A 14348-nucleotide genomic window follows, 5' to 3' on the forward strand; every position below is an offset into this window, starting at 1 on the left:
TTACAAGCAAAAATCATTCCTTATTGAAAAATTCTTGAATATATTTTCGCATAATTTCTGCATCATTAATGCGATTAACACAATCTCTAAAATTAGAAGCATCATCATAGCCCTTAGAATACTCATGTAAGTGTTTTCTAAAGATGCTTATGCCTTGTTCTTTATAATGCTTTAACATTTCTTCAAAATGTGCAAAAATGATTTTATTTTTCATAGCTTTTTCGATTTTTTTACCAGTTTTTATCTCATAAAATATCCAAGGTTTTCCTACACTTGCACGTCCTATCATCAAAGCATCACAATTTGTTATTTTAAACACTTCTTTGGCATTATCTTCACTAATATCACCATTTGCAACTAAAGGAATTTTGATATTTTCTTTGGCTAAAGCTATGGCTTCATAATCAGCATTTCCACTATACATTTGTTTTCTAGTGCGACCATGCATACTGATAAAATCTACTCCAGCATTTTCACACGCTTTAGCGATGGCGATGGGATCTTTTTTATCAAATCCTAATCTTACTTTGACACTAGTTAGTTTTTTGTTGCTTGCTTTTTTGATAAGTTCTAAAATTCTTTGTAATTTATCAAGATCTTGTAAAAGAGCACTACCTGCGCATTGTTTTATAACCTTATTTACAGGACAACCACAATTAAAATCAATCCCATCTATAAAATCAAAACGATTTAAAATTTCTACCGCTTTTTGAATTACACTTTCATCTGAGCCTGCAATTTGAACTATGTAAGGATTTTCAAGTTCAGCTTTTTCTAGCATTTTAAGAGTTTTTGAGCTCTCATATACTAAGGCATTAGAACTTATCATTTCACTAATGGTTACATCAGCCCCAAATTGTTTAACTAAATTTCTCAAAGGCAAGTCAGAAAAACCTGCCATAGGGGCTAAAAATAAAGGCTTTTTATTAAAATCTATCATTGTATTAATTTTTCAAGTTCTATTTTTTTATTATGTTCTCTTAAAAAGAGCAAGAGTCTAAAGTCTTTATGCTCATTTTGATCATTTCCTAATTCATTAAGCAATTCATCATACATACCAAATTCTGCCAAAGTATAAAGATAAGCTCTTAAAGCTTGAGAATAATTATCTTTTAACTTTTTAAATAAAGCAATCAACACTTGAGGTTCTATTTTTTTACAAAGTATTTTAGCACAGCGTAAATATGACTTATCATCCAAAGTATTCATACTAAGTAAAACTTCGATTTCAGCGTGATTTAATTCTAAGTTTTCTTTTTCAAATCTATCCAAAAGCAATAAAATATCATCTTGGTTTTTTTGAACTTTTAGTGTTTTAATCTGACTATAAGGCGCATTTTCTAATACCATTTTATAAGCAAAAATTTCTAGCTCACTAGCTAAGGTATCTTTGTTTTTGATAAAAGAAAAAGCATAATTGCTATCATTTTGAAAGCGATTTTTTTCATTTAAAATGAAAATTTCATTATTTGAATCTAATTTATATTTTTTTAATTCCACAAATTCTTTTTTATCTAAGTGTTCAAAAATATCAATAATTTCATCTATTTTGGGATTTTGAATTTTTTCTTTAAAACAAAGAGCTTGCGTATCTTTTGCAATGTTTTGAAATTCTTGAGTTTTGAATTTAACCCTGCTTATTTTTTTTAAAAAAATATCAATAATAAAATTTTCATAATTTTTACTATCTTTAATTAGATTTTTATATTGTAAATGTTTTAAAAAGCCATAAAAACTCATATGTGCTAAAGCTAGTATCATCAAAAGTAAAGCAGGCAAAACAACCCATAAGCTAATAGGCAAATTTAATTCAAAAGTGGAAATTGTAAAAGTATAATTTCCTAAATTTAGATTATAAACTAAGGCTGCGATGATTAGAAGATAAACTAAACTTGCAAAGAAAAATAATCTAATTTTCATAGCTCTTTCCTTTTTTCTAAATTTTCACGACAATTTATGCAATATTTTGCGTGAGGTTTAACCTTAAGTCTTTCAGGATGAATATCATCTTCACAATATTCACAAATACCATAAGTATTGTTATCTATTTTGCTTAATGAATGTTTAATTTCTTCTAGTTCAGCTTTTAAATTTTCATTGATTTTAAAGTCGATATGAGAGCTATTGTCAATTTGCTGTAAATCAACTTCATCTCTAGGTTCACTATCTTGTAGATTATGGATATTGTCTATATTGCCTTGAAGTTCTTGTAAAATTTCTTTTTGTCTTTGAAGTAATATATTTTTAAATTCTTCAAGATTTAATTCTTGCATAAACGCTCCTATTTGTGATATGGGTGATTTGTATTAATGCAAAATGCACGATAAATTTGCTCTAAAAGCATAGTTTTAGCAAATTTATGCACCAAGGTCATTTTGCTAAGAGCTATACTTGTATGCATTTGTGCAATAAATTCTTGCTCAAATCCATAAGCACCGCCTATAAAAAATGTAATTTCATTTTTATCTTGCAATAATTTTGCAAATTCTACACTTGTAAATTCTTTACCCTTTTCGTCTAATGCTATGCAAAAACCTTTTTTGTAAGGACTTAGTGCATTTGTATAAGATTTTTTTGCTTCTATGGCGTTAGTATTTTGTGCTTGATTAATTTTGTTATTAAAAACACATATATCATTAAAACTACAAAATTTCTTAATAAGCTTAGTATAATGCTCATCTATCTTGCTAAATTCATCATTATTATTTTTTTGAATGCTTAAAAGATTAATTTGCATTTTTAGTTTTTAGAAAAAAATCTTAAAAAGTCTGCTATAAATTTTTTATGTTCACTTCTTTCTACAATCGCATCAATCAACCCATGTTCAAGTAAAAATTCAGCCTTTTGAAAGCCTTCTGGTAAATCAGCCCCTATGGTTTGTTTGATTACCCTAGCTCCTGCAAAGCCTACTAGGGCACCAGGTTCAGCCATGATGATATCTCCAAGCCAAGCAAAAGACGCGCTTACGCCACCCATAGTTGGATCAGTTAATACTGAAATATAAGGAAGTTTTTCTTCTGCTAGCAGTTTTAATGCTGCACTTGTTTTGCTCATTTGCATTAAAGAATAAGTGCTTTCTTGCATCCTAGCTCCACCGCTTGCGCTCACTATAACAACAGGGGTTTTTTTCTCAATCGCTCTTTCAATAGCTCTAAGAATTTTTTCACCTTCTACTGAGCCTAAGCTTCCACCCATGAAAGAAAAATCAAAAACAACTAATTGAGTTTTTATCCCATCTATGGTGCATTCCCCGCTTATTATAGCACTTTTTCTACCTGTTTTTTCTTCATTTTCTGCTAATCTTTTTTTATACGATTTGCTATCTACAAATTTAAGTGGATCGATTGCATGTAAGTCTTTATCCATTTCCACAAAAGAGCCTTCATCGCTAAGTAATTCAATGCGTTTTAGAGGGTTTAATCTCATATGAAAATTACATTTAGGACAAACATTATAACAAGTTTCTATTTCTTTATAATACATTAACGCATGACAAGAATTACATTTTACCCAGTGATTTGGAGCTTCGCTTGGAGCGGCTTGCTTGCGTCTTATACTAGAAAAAATATCTAAAAAATTCATTATCTCTACCTAAAATAAAATTTCAAAATTATAGCAAGATTTTATTGCTTTTAAAATCTTGCACCCAACATAAACTCAAATTTGCTCAAATCATCTTTTGAGCTAGTATTAAATGGTTTAGCAAAAACTAAATTTAAAGCACCTAGTGGGGTTAACCACTCAAAGCCAACGCCTGTACTCCATCTTTGAATTTGATTTAAAGAACTCTCTCCTATAGCACCATAATCAAAAAATACACTACCTCTAAGTTTGATTCTATCAAAGATTGGAAAGCTAAGTTCTACAGAATTTGCAAAAGCCACTGTACCACCTGTTTCATCACCCCATTCATTTTTAGGACTCACACTTCTTCTATCAAAACCTCTAATAGTTCCTATACCACCAAGATATAATTTTTCATTGATAGGTAAATAGCCTTGATCCCATACTTTATAAAAACTCGCTTTATAACGATAAATCAAATCCCAACCTATAAACTCTTCCAAGCCTTGATAATAATTAAATTTAGTAGTAGAACTTATGAATTCTTGATCCCCGCCTAAGCCTGCATATTCAAGCGAAGTTGAGGCGATAAAACCTGATCTTGGTAAATAATAATCATCTGTATTGTTAAACACTATCGAAGGAGTGATAGAACTTTTATAAGTTTTACCAAGTTTATATCCTTGAGCGATTAAGCGATCACTTAAATGATAAATATCACTTTGTTCAAGATTATAAGTTAAATCTATGCTTGTATATCTTCCTAAAGTTTTACCAACGCTTATGTCAAAACCATAGTTTCTCTCATCATAGCTATCCCATTCTAAACGATCCGAATATAATGATCCTCCAAGAGAATAATCACTATCATTTACTCTAGGATTTCTTAAAGATACTCTACCAGAAAGTGTATCATCGCCTTTGTCTATACTCACACTTCCTTTCATACCAGAGCCTAAGATATTTGCATCAGATAATGAAGCGCTAAGTAAAATTCCATCACTAGTTCCATAACCAATACCACCTGAAATGGCTCCAGTTGAAGCTTCCTTGACTTCTACTATCAAATCAATATGCGTATCATCTACTCTTTGTTCTTTAATATCTACATTTTCAAAATATGCAGTTCTTCTTAAGGCATTTCTTGAGTCTATTAAATCAGTTCTATTGTAAAGATTACCTTCGGTTAGGTAAAGCTCTCTACGAATAACTCTATCAACTGTTTTGGTATTGCCTGAAATTTCAACATTTCTAACATATACTTTTTCATTAGGTATGACTTTAAAAATAATCATAGCTTCATGATTTTCTTTATCTTTTTGTATATCAGGTATAACCTGTACAAAAGCATAGCCTAAATCTGCTGTTTTAGTTTCTATAGTCTTTATATCTTCTCTTAGTTTTTCTATATTAACTATTTTTCCAACACTTAATTTTAAATCATTTACCAAAGCTTCATTTTCTTCATCACTAAAAATTGGATTAAAAATTTTAATCCCTTTGACTTTATAAACCTCACCCTCGTTGATAAAATAAGTTAAATCAGCTTGATAAGTATCCGTGTAAGTATTTAAAAAAGCAGGAGATACGCTCACATCAAGATAACCTTCTTTTAAATATACATCTGAAATTCTTGAGCTATCATTTGCTAAATCAAAGATTTTAAGCTTACCATCATTAAAGCCCCACATCCAGCCTAGGGCTTCTCTTTGTTTATTTGCTACCGCAGGTTCAATATCTGAATAGCTTAAATTTTTTGCACCACTTAAATGCACTTTTTCTATGATGATATTTTCCCCACGATTTACAACAAAAGTAAGTTTTAATGAGCTTGAATTACTTAATTTTTCATCTTTGATTTCTACAACAGTATCATAAAAACCTTTGGCTTGATAAAAAAGTTTGATTTTTTCGGCTGCATCTTTGGCTGAATTTTCATCATATAAAATTCCAGGTTTTAAGCCAACAAGGCTTTCTATTTGTTTTCTATCATTACTTGCTATACCTTGAATATCTATTTTTCCAATGGAAGGTTTTTCTACTACTTTAAAAATCAGCACCCCATTTTTTTCTTCTACTACTATGTCTTTAAAATAATTTCTATCAAAAAGATTTTTAATCGCTGTATCTATACTAGCAGGATCAATTTTTTGTCCTATTTTTAATTTAGAAATCGCAATAGCACTTTCTTTAGAAAGTTGCGATAAGCCTTCAAATTTTATATCTTTAATCGTAGCTGCACATAAAGAACTTGAGAGTGCAAAGAAAACAAACCATTTTTTCATCAAATCTACCTAAATTTTTATATACAAAATCGTTATAATACCAAAATATTTTTAACTAATGCTTTTTAAGGAAAATTTATGAAAGTAGGTATAATCGGACTTGGCTTAATAGGTGGATCTTTGGGTCTTAGCTTAAGAGAGAATAAATTAATAGATTTAGTTTGTGGATATGATATAAACAAAGAATTTGAGCAAATCGCACTAGAGCGAAAATTAATAGATAAAATTGTTTCTTTTGAAGAATTAAAAAAATGTGATGTGATTTTTTTAGCTATTCCTGTAAGAGCTATTGTAAAAATCTTAAAAGAATTTCAAGGCATTTCTAAAGATTGTACTATCATCGAGCTTGGAAGTACAAAAGAAGAAATTATTAAAAATTTACCTTCTTATTTGAAAAGTCAATTTATCGCAGCTCATCCTATGGCAGGAACTGAAAATAGTGGTCCAAATGCAGCTATAAAAGACTTATATAAAAATGCAGTTTGTGTTTTATGTGATGTGCAAAATGCTGATCATATTCATCAAAAAAGAGCTATAGAAATTTTTTCAGATTTAGGAATGAAGCTTGTATTTATGGATAGTATCGCGCATGATCACCATGCTTCTATCATTTCACACTTACCGCATGTGATTAGTTTTTCTTTGGCAAATTTTGTGATGAAAGAAGAAAATAAAAAAAATATAGCTCACTTAGGAGGTCCTTCTTTTAAAGATATGTGCAGGATTGCTAAGTCAAACCCTCAAATGTGGAGTGGTATTTTTGAGCAAAATAAACAAAATTTATTAAATTCTATTGATTTATTTCAAAAAGAATTACAAGAATGTAAAAAAATGATAGAAAAATGTGATATAAATGAGCTTGAAACTTGGATTAAAAGTGCAAATAAATTAAGAGAAATTCTATAAAATTTTTTATAATTTACTCTTAATTTGCTAAAGAATAATATATTTTTAAAAAAATAGATTGAAAGTGAAAATATGGTTTTTGCGCGTAAAAGATCAAATAAAAAATGGATTTTTGTAGTTTTTTTAATACTTTTAGCTTTTGTGGTGTTTGTTTTAAATACAAAGTTGTTTGAAAAAAATCCTCCGTTGATTCAAACAAAATCAGATGTAATTTATAGTAATCTAACAGATCCTGTATCTATAGAAATAAGCGATGAAAGTGTTTTAAAAGATATAAAAGTTACTTTATTTAAGGCAAATGAGTTAAATGGTGAAATACTTGTTAATGAGCATGTTAAAGGCAATAAAAAAAGCATTCATTTTGATTTAAAATTACCAAAACCAGCTTATAAAGAAAAAGTCGATTCATATAAACTTGTAATAGAAGCAAGTGATAGTAGTTTTTGGAATTTCTTTTTAGGAAATCAAGCACTTAAAGAAGTAAAAGTTATCATTGATACCAAAAAACCGCTTGTAGAAATTTTAGATAATTCTTACCAAATCGAGCAAGGTGGAGTAGGTAGTGTGGTATTTAAAGCAAGTGATGAGAATTTACAAGAAGTTTATATCACAACCGATAAAGATAAAATTTTTAAAGCAACTCCTTATGTGAAAGAAGGATATTATGTTGCTTTGATTCCTTGGGAGGCGACTGATGAGCACTTTAGAGCTTATGTAGTGGCAGTAGATAAAGCAGGTAACGTAAACAAGCAAAGAATTAGATATTATTTTACCAATAAAAAATACCGTGTATCAAATATAAAAGTAAGTGATAGATTTTTAGATGGTAAGATTGAATTTTTAGCACAAAAATATGCTCCAAAAGATAGAGAATTAAGCAGGCTTGAAAAATTTAAATTTGTTAATGAAGATTTAAGAGCTTCTAATGAAGTTATCATTCATGATATTACAAGCAAAGTTCCTGATACTATGATTAATAATTTTAAAGTTAATCTTTTCAAGCCTTTAAAAAATGGCCAAAAAGTAGCTGATTATGCTGATCATAGATTTTATTCTTATAATAATCAAGCATTTAGTAGCTCTTATCATATGGGGCTCGATTTAGCAAGCATAAAAGAAGCACCTATTATTAGTAATAACGATGGTGAAGTGGTATTTGTACAAGAAAATGGAATTTATGGATTAAATATTATTATTTATCATGGCTTTGGTATTTATACTCTTTATGGACACTGCACTAATGTGGATGTAAATGTGGGCGATAGAGTTAGAGCAGGTGATGTTATAGGCACTACAGGCACTACAGGCTTAGCACTTGGAGATCATGTGCATTTTGGTGTTTTGGTGCAAGGTGTTGAAGTGCGTCCTGAGCAATGGCAAGATGCAAAATGGATAAAAGAAAATATCTATAATGTATTAGAGTCAAGCAAAAAAAGAATTTTGAGTGAATAAAAATGAATCAAACAACAATAGCAAAAGAAGTTAAAGGTGTTGGCATAGGTTTGCATAAGGGTGAGCCTATTAGCATAAAATTAGAGCCATTAGAAGCTGGCAGTGGTGTAGTGTTTTATAGAAGTGATTTGGGAATTTCTTATGAAGCAAAGCCTGAAAATGTCATCGATACGCAAATGGCTACTGTAATAGGCGATCATAGGGGTTATGTTTCTACTATAGAGCATTTAATGAGTGCAATTAATGCTTATGGTATTGACAATGTGCGTATAGTTTTAGATGCTAATGAAGCTCCTGTAATGGATGGTAGTAGCATAGGCTTTTGTATGATGCTTGAAGAAGCAGGCATAAAAGAGCTTGACGTGGCTAAAAAAATTTTAGTGATTAAAAAAATTGTAGAAGTAAAAGAAGGTAATAAATTTGTGCGTTTAAGTCCTACGGATATGCCTATTATAAACTATACAATCGAATTTGATAATCCTATTATAGGTAAGCAAAATTATTGTTTTGAATTTAGCAAACAAAACTACATAGAGCAAATAGCAAGAGCAAGAACCTTTGGCTTTTTAAAGGATGTTCAAGCTTTAAGAGCTATGAATTTAGGTCTTGGTGGAAGCTTAGAAAATGCTGTTGTAATTGATGATAATCGTATTTTAAACCCTGAAGGTTTGCGTTTTAAAGATGAATTTGTGCGTCATAAAATTTTAGATGCCATAGGTGATTTAACCTTGCTTGGATGTAGAGTTTTTGGAGACTATACTTCTTATGCAGGTTCGCACAAACTTAATCATCTTTTAACCAAAGAACTTTTAAAAGATCCTAGTGCTTATGAAGTGGTAAGTTTAGAAAAAAGTGCATATAAAGTTTATGAAAAGGTTTTTGCATAAAAAAGGTTACTTTGCTTTTAAATGCCATAGCAAAACCTTTAATGCTTGGTATTTATGAAAATGATGTATTGATAAAAACCATTGAGAATGATTTAAAAGTTAGTGAAGTTTTGCCAAAAATACTGCAAGATTTACTTTCACAATATGAGTTTGAAAAGCTTATTTATGTACATGGACCAGGCTCTTACATGGGTATAAAAATTTCTTATGTTTCTTTTAAAACCCTAGCTATAGTTAAAAATATACCTTTAAAAGCTATTAGTGCTTTTGAGCTAAATAATAACGCTCCTATAGCCGCTAATAAACATTTATGTTTTGTAAAAAAAGATGATGATGAAATTATTTTAGAAAAGACACAAGCGGGAAATTTTTTTATGCCCCAAAGTTTAAAAGGTTTAAATTTCAGTAAAGAAAATACACCTTTTTATGTTTTAGATGCGATTAATTAAGGTAAAAAATGAAAATTTTAGTTCCTGCTACAAGTGCAAATTTAGGTCCTGGTTTTGATTGTTTGGGTTTGAGTTTAAAATATTTTAATCAAACTACAGTTGAAAAATCTAAATTTTTTAGTATTAGCATACACGGAGAAGGTGAAAATAATATCTATCTTAAAAAAAACAATAGTTTTGTCAATATTTTTTATGAAATTTATCAAAGACTTAGTGGTAAAAAAGATAATTTCCGCTTTGTTTTCCAAAATAATATCCCTTTAGCCAGAGGCATGGGAAGTTCTTCTGCTGTGATAGTTGGAGCCATTGCTTGTGCTTATGAATTAAGTGGGTTTAAAGCGGATAAAAATATCATTTTAAATGAAGCTTTAAAATATGAAAACCATCCAGATAACATAGCTCCAGCAACACTTGGGGGTTTTGTGTGTGCATTAACTCATAATGAAAAAGTTTTAGCTATAAAAAAAGAAGTAGATAAAGACTTACAAGCTGTTATAACCATACCAAATGTAGCGATGAATACTCAAAAATCAAGAGCAGTTTTAGCTAAAAAAATCAACCTAGAAGATGGTGTTTTTAATCTTTGCCATGCTTCATTTTTAACCGCTTGCTTTTTAGAGAAAAAATATGATTTATTAAAATATGCAAGTTTGGATAAACTTCATCAAAACCAAAGAATGAAGCTTTTGCCCGAGCTTTTTGAAGTGCAAAAACTAGCTTTAGATAATAATGCTCTCATGAGCACGCTTTCAGGTTCAGGCTCGAGTTTTTTTACTCTAGCTTATAAAGATGATGCTAAACAAATCAAAGAAAAAATCAAAAATAAATTTGCTAAATTTAGAGTTGAGCTTTTAGAATTTGATGATGAGGGCTTTAAAATTTGCTAAAAATTCCAAAAAAAAGATATAATTTTGAAAAATCATATACCCATTAGAATGTGCATTGTTTGCAAAGGCCGTTATGAAAAGCAAGATTTGCAACAATTTCAAATAAAAAATTCTCAAATTATCACTAAAGTGAAATTTGGCAGGAGTTTGTATATTTGTAATTCATGTTTTGATAAAGATGAAAAAACATTGCAAAGGGCTTTTATGAGAGCTTGCAAAGGCAATTTTCATGGTAATATAAATCAGCAGGATTTAAAGGAGATATTTTTTAATGGCAGATGTAAAGATTAGCGAGATCGCTCAAGAGTTAGGATATACAAGTAAAGAAATTATAGAAAAAGCCAATGAAATGGGCTTAGAAGATATCAAATCCCCTAACAAAAAAGTATCTTCTGAAATCGCAGAAGCGATTTATCAATACGTTCAATCCGGTGAAATACTAGATGTGGTAAAAAAAGTAGCCAAACCTAAAAAAGAAAGTACAGCAAAAAAAACTTCAACTAAAAAAGAAGAAAGCAAAAAAGAAGAGAAAAAAACCACTACTAAAAAAGAAAGTAAAGGTTCTGTTAAAGCAGTAAGTGAAAAAAAAGATGAAACAAAAAAAGAAGAAAAACAACCTGAAAATCCTATAAAAAATGAAGTATTAGAAGAAAAAAAAGAAGAAATTAAACTCGATGAAAAGCTAGGTTCTAATTTAAATTTAGCCAAAAGAAGAGGCTTGGTCATCGTTAAAAAGAAAAAGGAAGAAAGCAAAGAAACTCAAATAAATAAAGAAGAAAAACTTAGTACACAAACTACTCAAGGTTTAAGCCTTAGTATGATTTTTTCAAATTCAGATGAGAATTTAAAAAGAAAGAAAAAAGAAAAGAAAAATCATCCTGTAGTAAGCAAAAAAGAAAGCACTACTAAAATGGATCTTTTAGGAGATAAAGACTTTGCTGATATCTCTTTAGAAGATGATGATATGGTAGTTTTACCTGATTTTAGTGTAAAAGAAAACAAACCAGCACAACCAGCAAACAAAAAACAACCAAATATCTTAAAGCAATCTTTAAATAATTCTATCAATCCATTTGGCGAGGGTGGTATACAAAGAAGAAGTCGTAAAAAACCACCTAAAAAGGTAGAAAAAAAAGAAAGTGAAGCGATCACAAGTGTAAGTATACCTAAAGAAATTCGTGTGTATGAATTTGCTGAAAAACTTGGTAAAAACACTGGAGAAGTTATCTCTAAACTTTTTATGCTTGGTATGATGACGACTAAAAATGACTTTTTGGATGAAGATGCTATAGAAATTCTTGCTGCTGAATTTGGAGTGGAGATTAATATCATTGATGAGGCTGATGAGTTTGATTATGTAAAAGATTATGATGAAAATCAAACAGAAGAAAATTTAAGCCAAAGAGCCCCGGTTATCACTATTATGGGGCATGTTGATCATGGTAAGACTTCTTTGCTTGATTATATAAGAAAATCACGCATTGCAAGTGGCGAAGCAGGTGGGATTACTCAGCATGTGGGCGCTTATATGGTGGAAAAAAATGGTAGAAAAATCACTTTTATCGATACTCCAGGCCATGAGGCATTTACTGCTATGCGTGCAAGGGGAGCTAGTATAACGGATATTGTTATTATCGTAGTAGCTGCAGATGATGGGGTAAAACCACAAACTAAAGAAGCGATCAATCATGCAAAAGCAGCTAATGTACCTATCATCATTGCTATTAATAAAATGGATAAAGAAAACGCAAATCCTGACATGGTAAAAACCCAGCTAGCAGAAATGGACATCATGCCAGTAGAATGGGGCGGAAGCCATGAGTTTGTGCCAGTTTCAGCTAAAAAGGGTGATGGTATAGAGGATTTACTTGAAATTGTATTATTACAAGCTGATATTTTAGAGCTTAAAGCAAATCCAAAAGCCCACGCTAAAGCAAGTATTATAGAATCTTCGGTTCAAAAAGGTAGAGGCCCTGTGGCTACTATCATCGTGCAAAATGGTACTTTAAGAGTAGGAAATACTGTTGTAGCAGGGGAAGCTTATGGTAAAGTGCGTGCTATGAGTGATGATCAAGGCAAAGCTTTAAAAGAAATAGGTCCAGGTGAGTGCGGGGTGATCATAGGTCTTAGTGAAGTAGCTGATGCAGGAGAAACGCTAATAGCTGTAGATAGCGATAAACAAGCAAGAGAATATGCTAATAAACGCCATGAATACAACCGCCAAAAAGAACTAAGCAAATCCACTAAAGTAAGCATAGATGAACTTGGTGCTAAAATCAAAGAAGGTAATTTAAAAGCCCTTCCTGTGATTTTAAAAGCAGATGTGCAAGGTTCACTTGAAGCGATTAAGGCTAGTTTAGAAAAACTCAAAAACGATGAGATTAAGGTTAATATCATCCATAGTGGGGTAGGTGGAATTACTCAAAGTGATATAGAGCTTGCAAGTGCTAGTGAAAACTCTATCGTTTTAGGCTTTAATATACGCCCAACTGGTGAGATCAAAGAACGTGCTAAAGATAAAGGCGTAGAGATAAAAACTTATAATGTTATTTACAATTTGCTTGATGATGTAAAAGCCTTATTAGGCGGTATGATGAGTCCTATCATCTCTGAAGAACAACTTGGTCAAGCTGAAATTCGTCAAGTGATCAATGTACCAAAACTAGGACAAATCGCAGGTTGTATGGTGACAGAAGGCACGATCAATCGTGGTGCTAAAATCAGGCTCATTAGAGATGGAGTTGTGGTATTTGAAGGTAATGTAAGCTCACTTAAACGCTTTAAAGATGATGTAAGAGAAGTTGCAAAAGGCTATGAATGCGGTGTAGGCATAGAAGGTTGTAATGATATGAGAGTGGGCGATTATATAGAAAGTTACAAAGAAGTTGAGGAACAAGTAAGCCTATGAATCCAGCTGAAATCAAAAAGCTACGCACAGAAAGCATTTTAAAAGAACTTATACCAGAAGCTTTAGCAAATTTAGACAACGAAGCTTTAAAAAATTTGTGCGTAGTGGATGTAGAGTGTAAAAAAGGCAGATATGATGCTTTTGTGTATTTAGATAAAATGTTTTTTAATACCCAAGAGCAAGAAATCATACTCAATCAGCTTAAAAAAGCTGCCCGTGCTTTGCAAAATTACTGCATGAGCGAGCAAGGGTGGTATAGATGTCCGAATTTTCACTTTAAATTTGATGATAGATTAGAGTATCAAAACCATATGGATGCTTTATTTGAAAAAATCAAAAAGGAACAAAATGAATCTTGAAGCACTTTGTAAAGAAGCAGGACTTGGCTTTTATGATGATGAACTAGTCAGTGAAAATGGTAGAAAGATTTATAGAATTTATGTGCAAAAAGAAGGTGGGGTAAATCTTGATGATTGTGCTAGACTTAGTGAGATTTTATCGCCTATTTTTGATGTAGAGCCACCTGTGAGTGGGGAGTATTTTTTAGAAGTATCAAGCTGTGGACTTGAAAGAAAACTTAGCAAAATCGAGCATTTTGCAAAAAGCATTAATGAGCTTGTAAAAATCACAACTAGTGAAAAAGAAAAAATCGAAGCAAAAATCATAGCCGTAGATGATGAAAATATCACTTTAGAAAATTTAGAAACTCAAGAAAAAACTACTATAAAATTTAGCGATATAAGAAAAGCTAAAACCTTCATACAATGGTAAAAATTTAGAAATCTAAATTTTTACTCATCTTTTGTATAATTGAATTTAAACATAAAAACAAAAAGCTATAAAAATTTTATATTTGCAGATTAAAGGGAAATAGTATGAATATTGTTGAATTTCACTTTTTAAATGAAAATAAAATACAAGCACAAATAGAAAATTCAAATGAAAATTTTTAGGATATTTTTGGAAAAAAGTAAAAAGTACAATTAATATATTAAAGCCTTACAAATATT

The 14348-nt window shown here is 30.6% G+C and carries 15 protein-coding genes; 9 read left to right on the forward strand and 6 right to left on the reverse strand.

The annotated features are described in order from the left end of the window. Positions 1 to 13: 13 nt before the first annotated feature. From CAMP5118_RS02745 to bamA, 6 genes are read right to left on the reverse strand one after another with little or no spacing between them, the layout of a single operon-like run. On the reverse strand, positions 14 to 940 hold the full coding sequence (locus CAMP5118_RS02745; RefSeq protein WP_263678404.1) for a tRNA dihydrouridine synthase: 927 nt from the start codon (positions 938 to 940) through the stop codon (positions 14 to 16). Beyond that, on the reverse strand, positions 937 to 1920 hold the full coding sequence (locus CAMP5118_RS02750) for a hypothetical protein (RefSeq protein WP_263708296.1): 984 nt from the start codon (positions 1918 to 1920) through the stop codon (positions 937 to 939). The genes CAMP5118_RS02745 and CAMP5118_RS02750 overlap by 4 nt, the downstream gene beginning before the upstream one ends. Continuing rightward, entirely contained in the window at positions 1917 to 2273 is a 357-nt protein-coding gene (gene dksA / locus CAMP5118_RS02755) for an RNA polymerase-binding protein DksA (RefSeq protein ID WP_012660959.1), read from the reverse strand. The genes CAMP5118_RS02750 and dksA overlap by 4 nt, the downstream gene beginning before the upstream one ends. Before the next feature lie 8 nt (positions 2274 to 2281). Continuing rightward, on the reverse strand, positions 2282 to 2737 hold the full coding sequence (locus tag CAMP5118_RS02760; protein ID WP_263678409.1) for a 23S rRNA (pseudouridine(1915)-N(3))-methyltransferase RlmH: 456 nt from the start codon (positions 2735 to 2737) through the stop codon (positions 2282 to 2284). Between the two features lie 2 nt (positions 2738 to 2739). Next, on the reverse strand, positions 2740 to 3582 hold the full coding sequence (accD, locus tag CAMP5118_RS02765) for an acetyl-CoA carboxylase, carboxyltransferase subunit beta (protein ID WP_012660961.1): 843 nt from the start codon (positions 3580 to 3582) through the stop codon (positions 2740 to 2742). Positions 3583 to 3632: 50 nt separating this feature from the next. Next, a complete protein-coding gene (gene bamA / locus CAMP5118_RS02770; protein WP_337216550.1) occupies positions 3633 to 5849 on the reverse strand; it encodes an outer membrane protein assembly factor BamA in 2217 nt (738 codons plus the stop codon). A gap of 78 nt (positions 5850 to 5927) precedes the next feature. Between bamA and CAMP5118_RS02775 the strand changes: the two genes are divergently transcribed. The 9 genes from CAMP5118_RS02775 to rimP all read left to right on the forward strand — a co-directional run bounded on the left by CAMP5118_RS02775 (position 5928) and on the right by rimP (position 14109). After that, complete coding sequence (locus CAMP5118_RS02775; protein ID WP_263702711.1) at positions 5928 to 6755, forward strand: prephenate dehydrogenase; 828 nt, start codon at positions 5928 to 5930, stop codon at positions 6753 to 6755. 72 nt (positions 6756 to 6827) lie between these two features. After that, a complete protein-coding gene (locus tag CAMP5118_RS02780; RefSeq protein WP_337216551.1) occupies positions 6828 to 8207 on the forward strand; it encodes a M23 family metallopeptidase in 1380 nt (459 codons plus the stop codon). 2 nt (positions 8208 to 8209) lie between these two features. Continuing rightward, positions 8210 to 9094 carry a UDP-3-O-acyl-N-acetylglucosamine deacetylase gene (lpxC, locus tag CAMP5118_RS02785; RefSeq protein WP_263678415.1) on the forward strand — a complete coding sequence of 295 codons (885 nt, stop codon included), beginning with the start codon at positions 8210 to 8212 and terminating at the stop codon, positions 9092 to 9094. A 41-nt stretch (positions 9095 to 9135) separates the two neighbouring features. Further along, positions 9136 to 9543: a tRNA threonylcarbamoyladenosine biosynthesis protein TsaB gene (locus tag CAMP5118_RS02790; RefSeq protein ID WP_337216598.1), complete on the forward strand. Its 408-nt coding sequence runs from the start codon at positions 9136 to 9138 to the stop codon at positions 9541 to 9543. Positions 9544 to 9551: 8 nt separating this feature from the next. Next, positions 9552 to 10430, forward strand: coding sequence for a homoserine kinase (gene thrB / locus CAMP5118_RS02795; protein WP_337216552.1), 879 nt, complete (start codon positions 9552 to 9554; stop codon positions 10428 to 10430). Positions 10431 to 10454: 24 nt separating this feature from the next. Beyond that, positions 10455 to 10721, forward strand: coding sequence for a DUF448 domain-containing protein (locus CAMP5118_RS02800; RefSeq protein ID WP_337216553.1), 267 nt, complete (start codon positions 10455 to 10457; stop codon positions 10719 to 10721). Continuing rightward, positions 10702 to 13338, forward strand: a complete 2637-nt coding sequence (gene infB / locus CAMP5118_RS02805) for a translation initiation factor IF-2 (RefSeq protein WP_337216554.1) — start codon at positions 10702 to 10704, stop codon at positions 13336 to 13338. The genes CAMP5118_RS02800 and infB overlap by 20 nt, the downstream gene beginning before the upstream one ends. Then, positions 13335 to 13697, forward strand: coding sequence for a 30S ribosome-binding factor RbfA (rbfA, locus tag CAMP5118_RS02810; RefSeq protein ID WP_039617407.1), 363 nt, complete (start codon positions 13335 to 13337; stop codon positions 13695 to 13697). The genes infB and rbfA overlap by 4 nt, the downstream gene beginning before the upstream one ends. Continuing rightward, entirely contained in the window at positions 13687 to 14109 is a 423-nt protein-coding gene (gene rimP / locus CAMP5118_RS02815; RefSeq protein WP_263678420.1) for a ribosome maturation factor RimP, read from the forward strand. Before rbfA ends, rimP begins: the two co-directional genes overlap by 11 nt. Positions 14110 to 14348: the final 239 nt, after the last annotated feature.

Source organism: Campylobacter sp. LMG 7929, assembly GCF_024723595.1.
Taxonomy (GTDB): Bacteria; Campylobacterota; Campylobacteria; order Campylobacterales; family Campylobacteraceae; genus Campylobacter_D.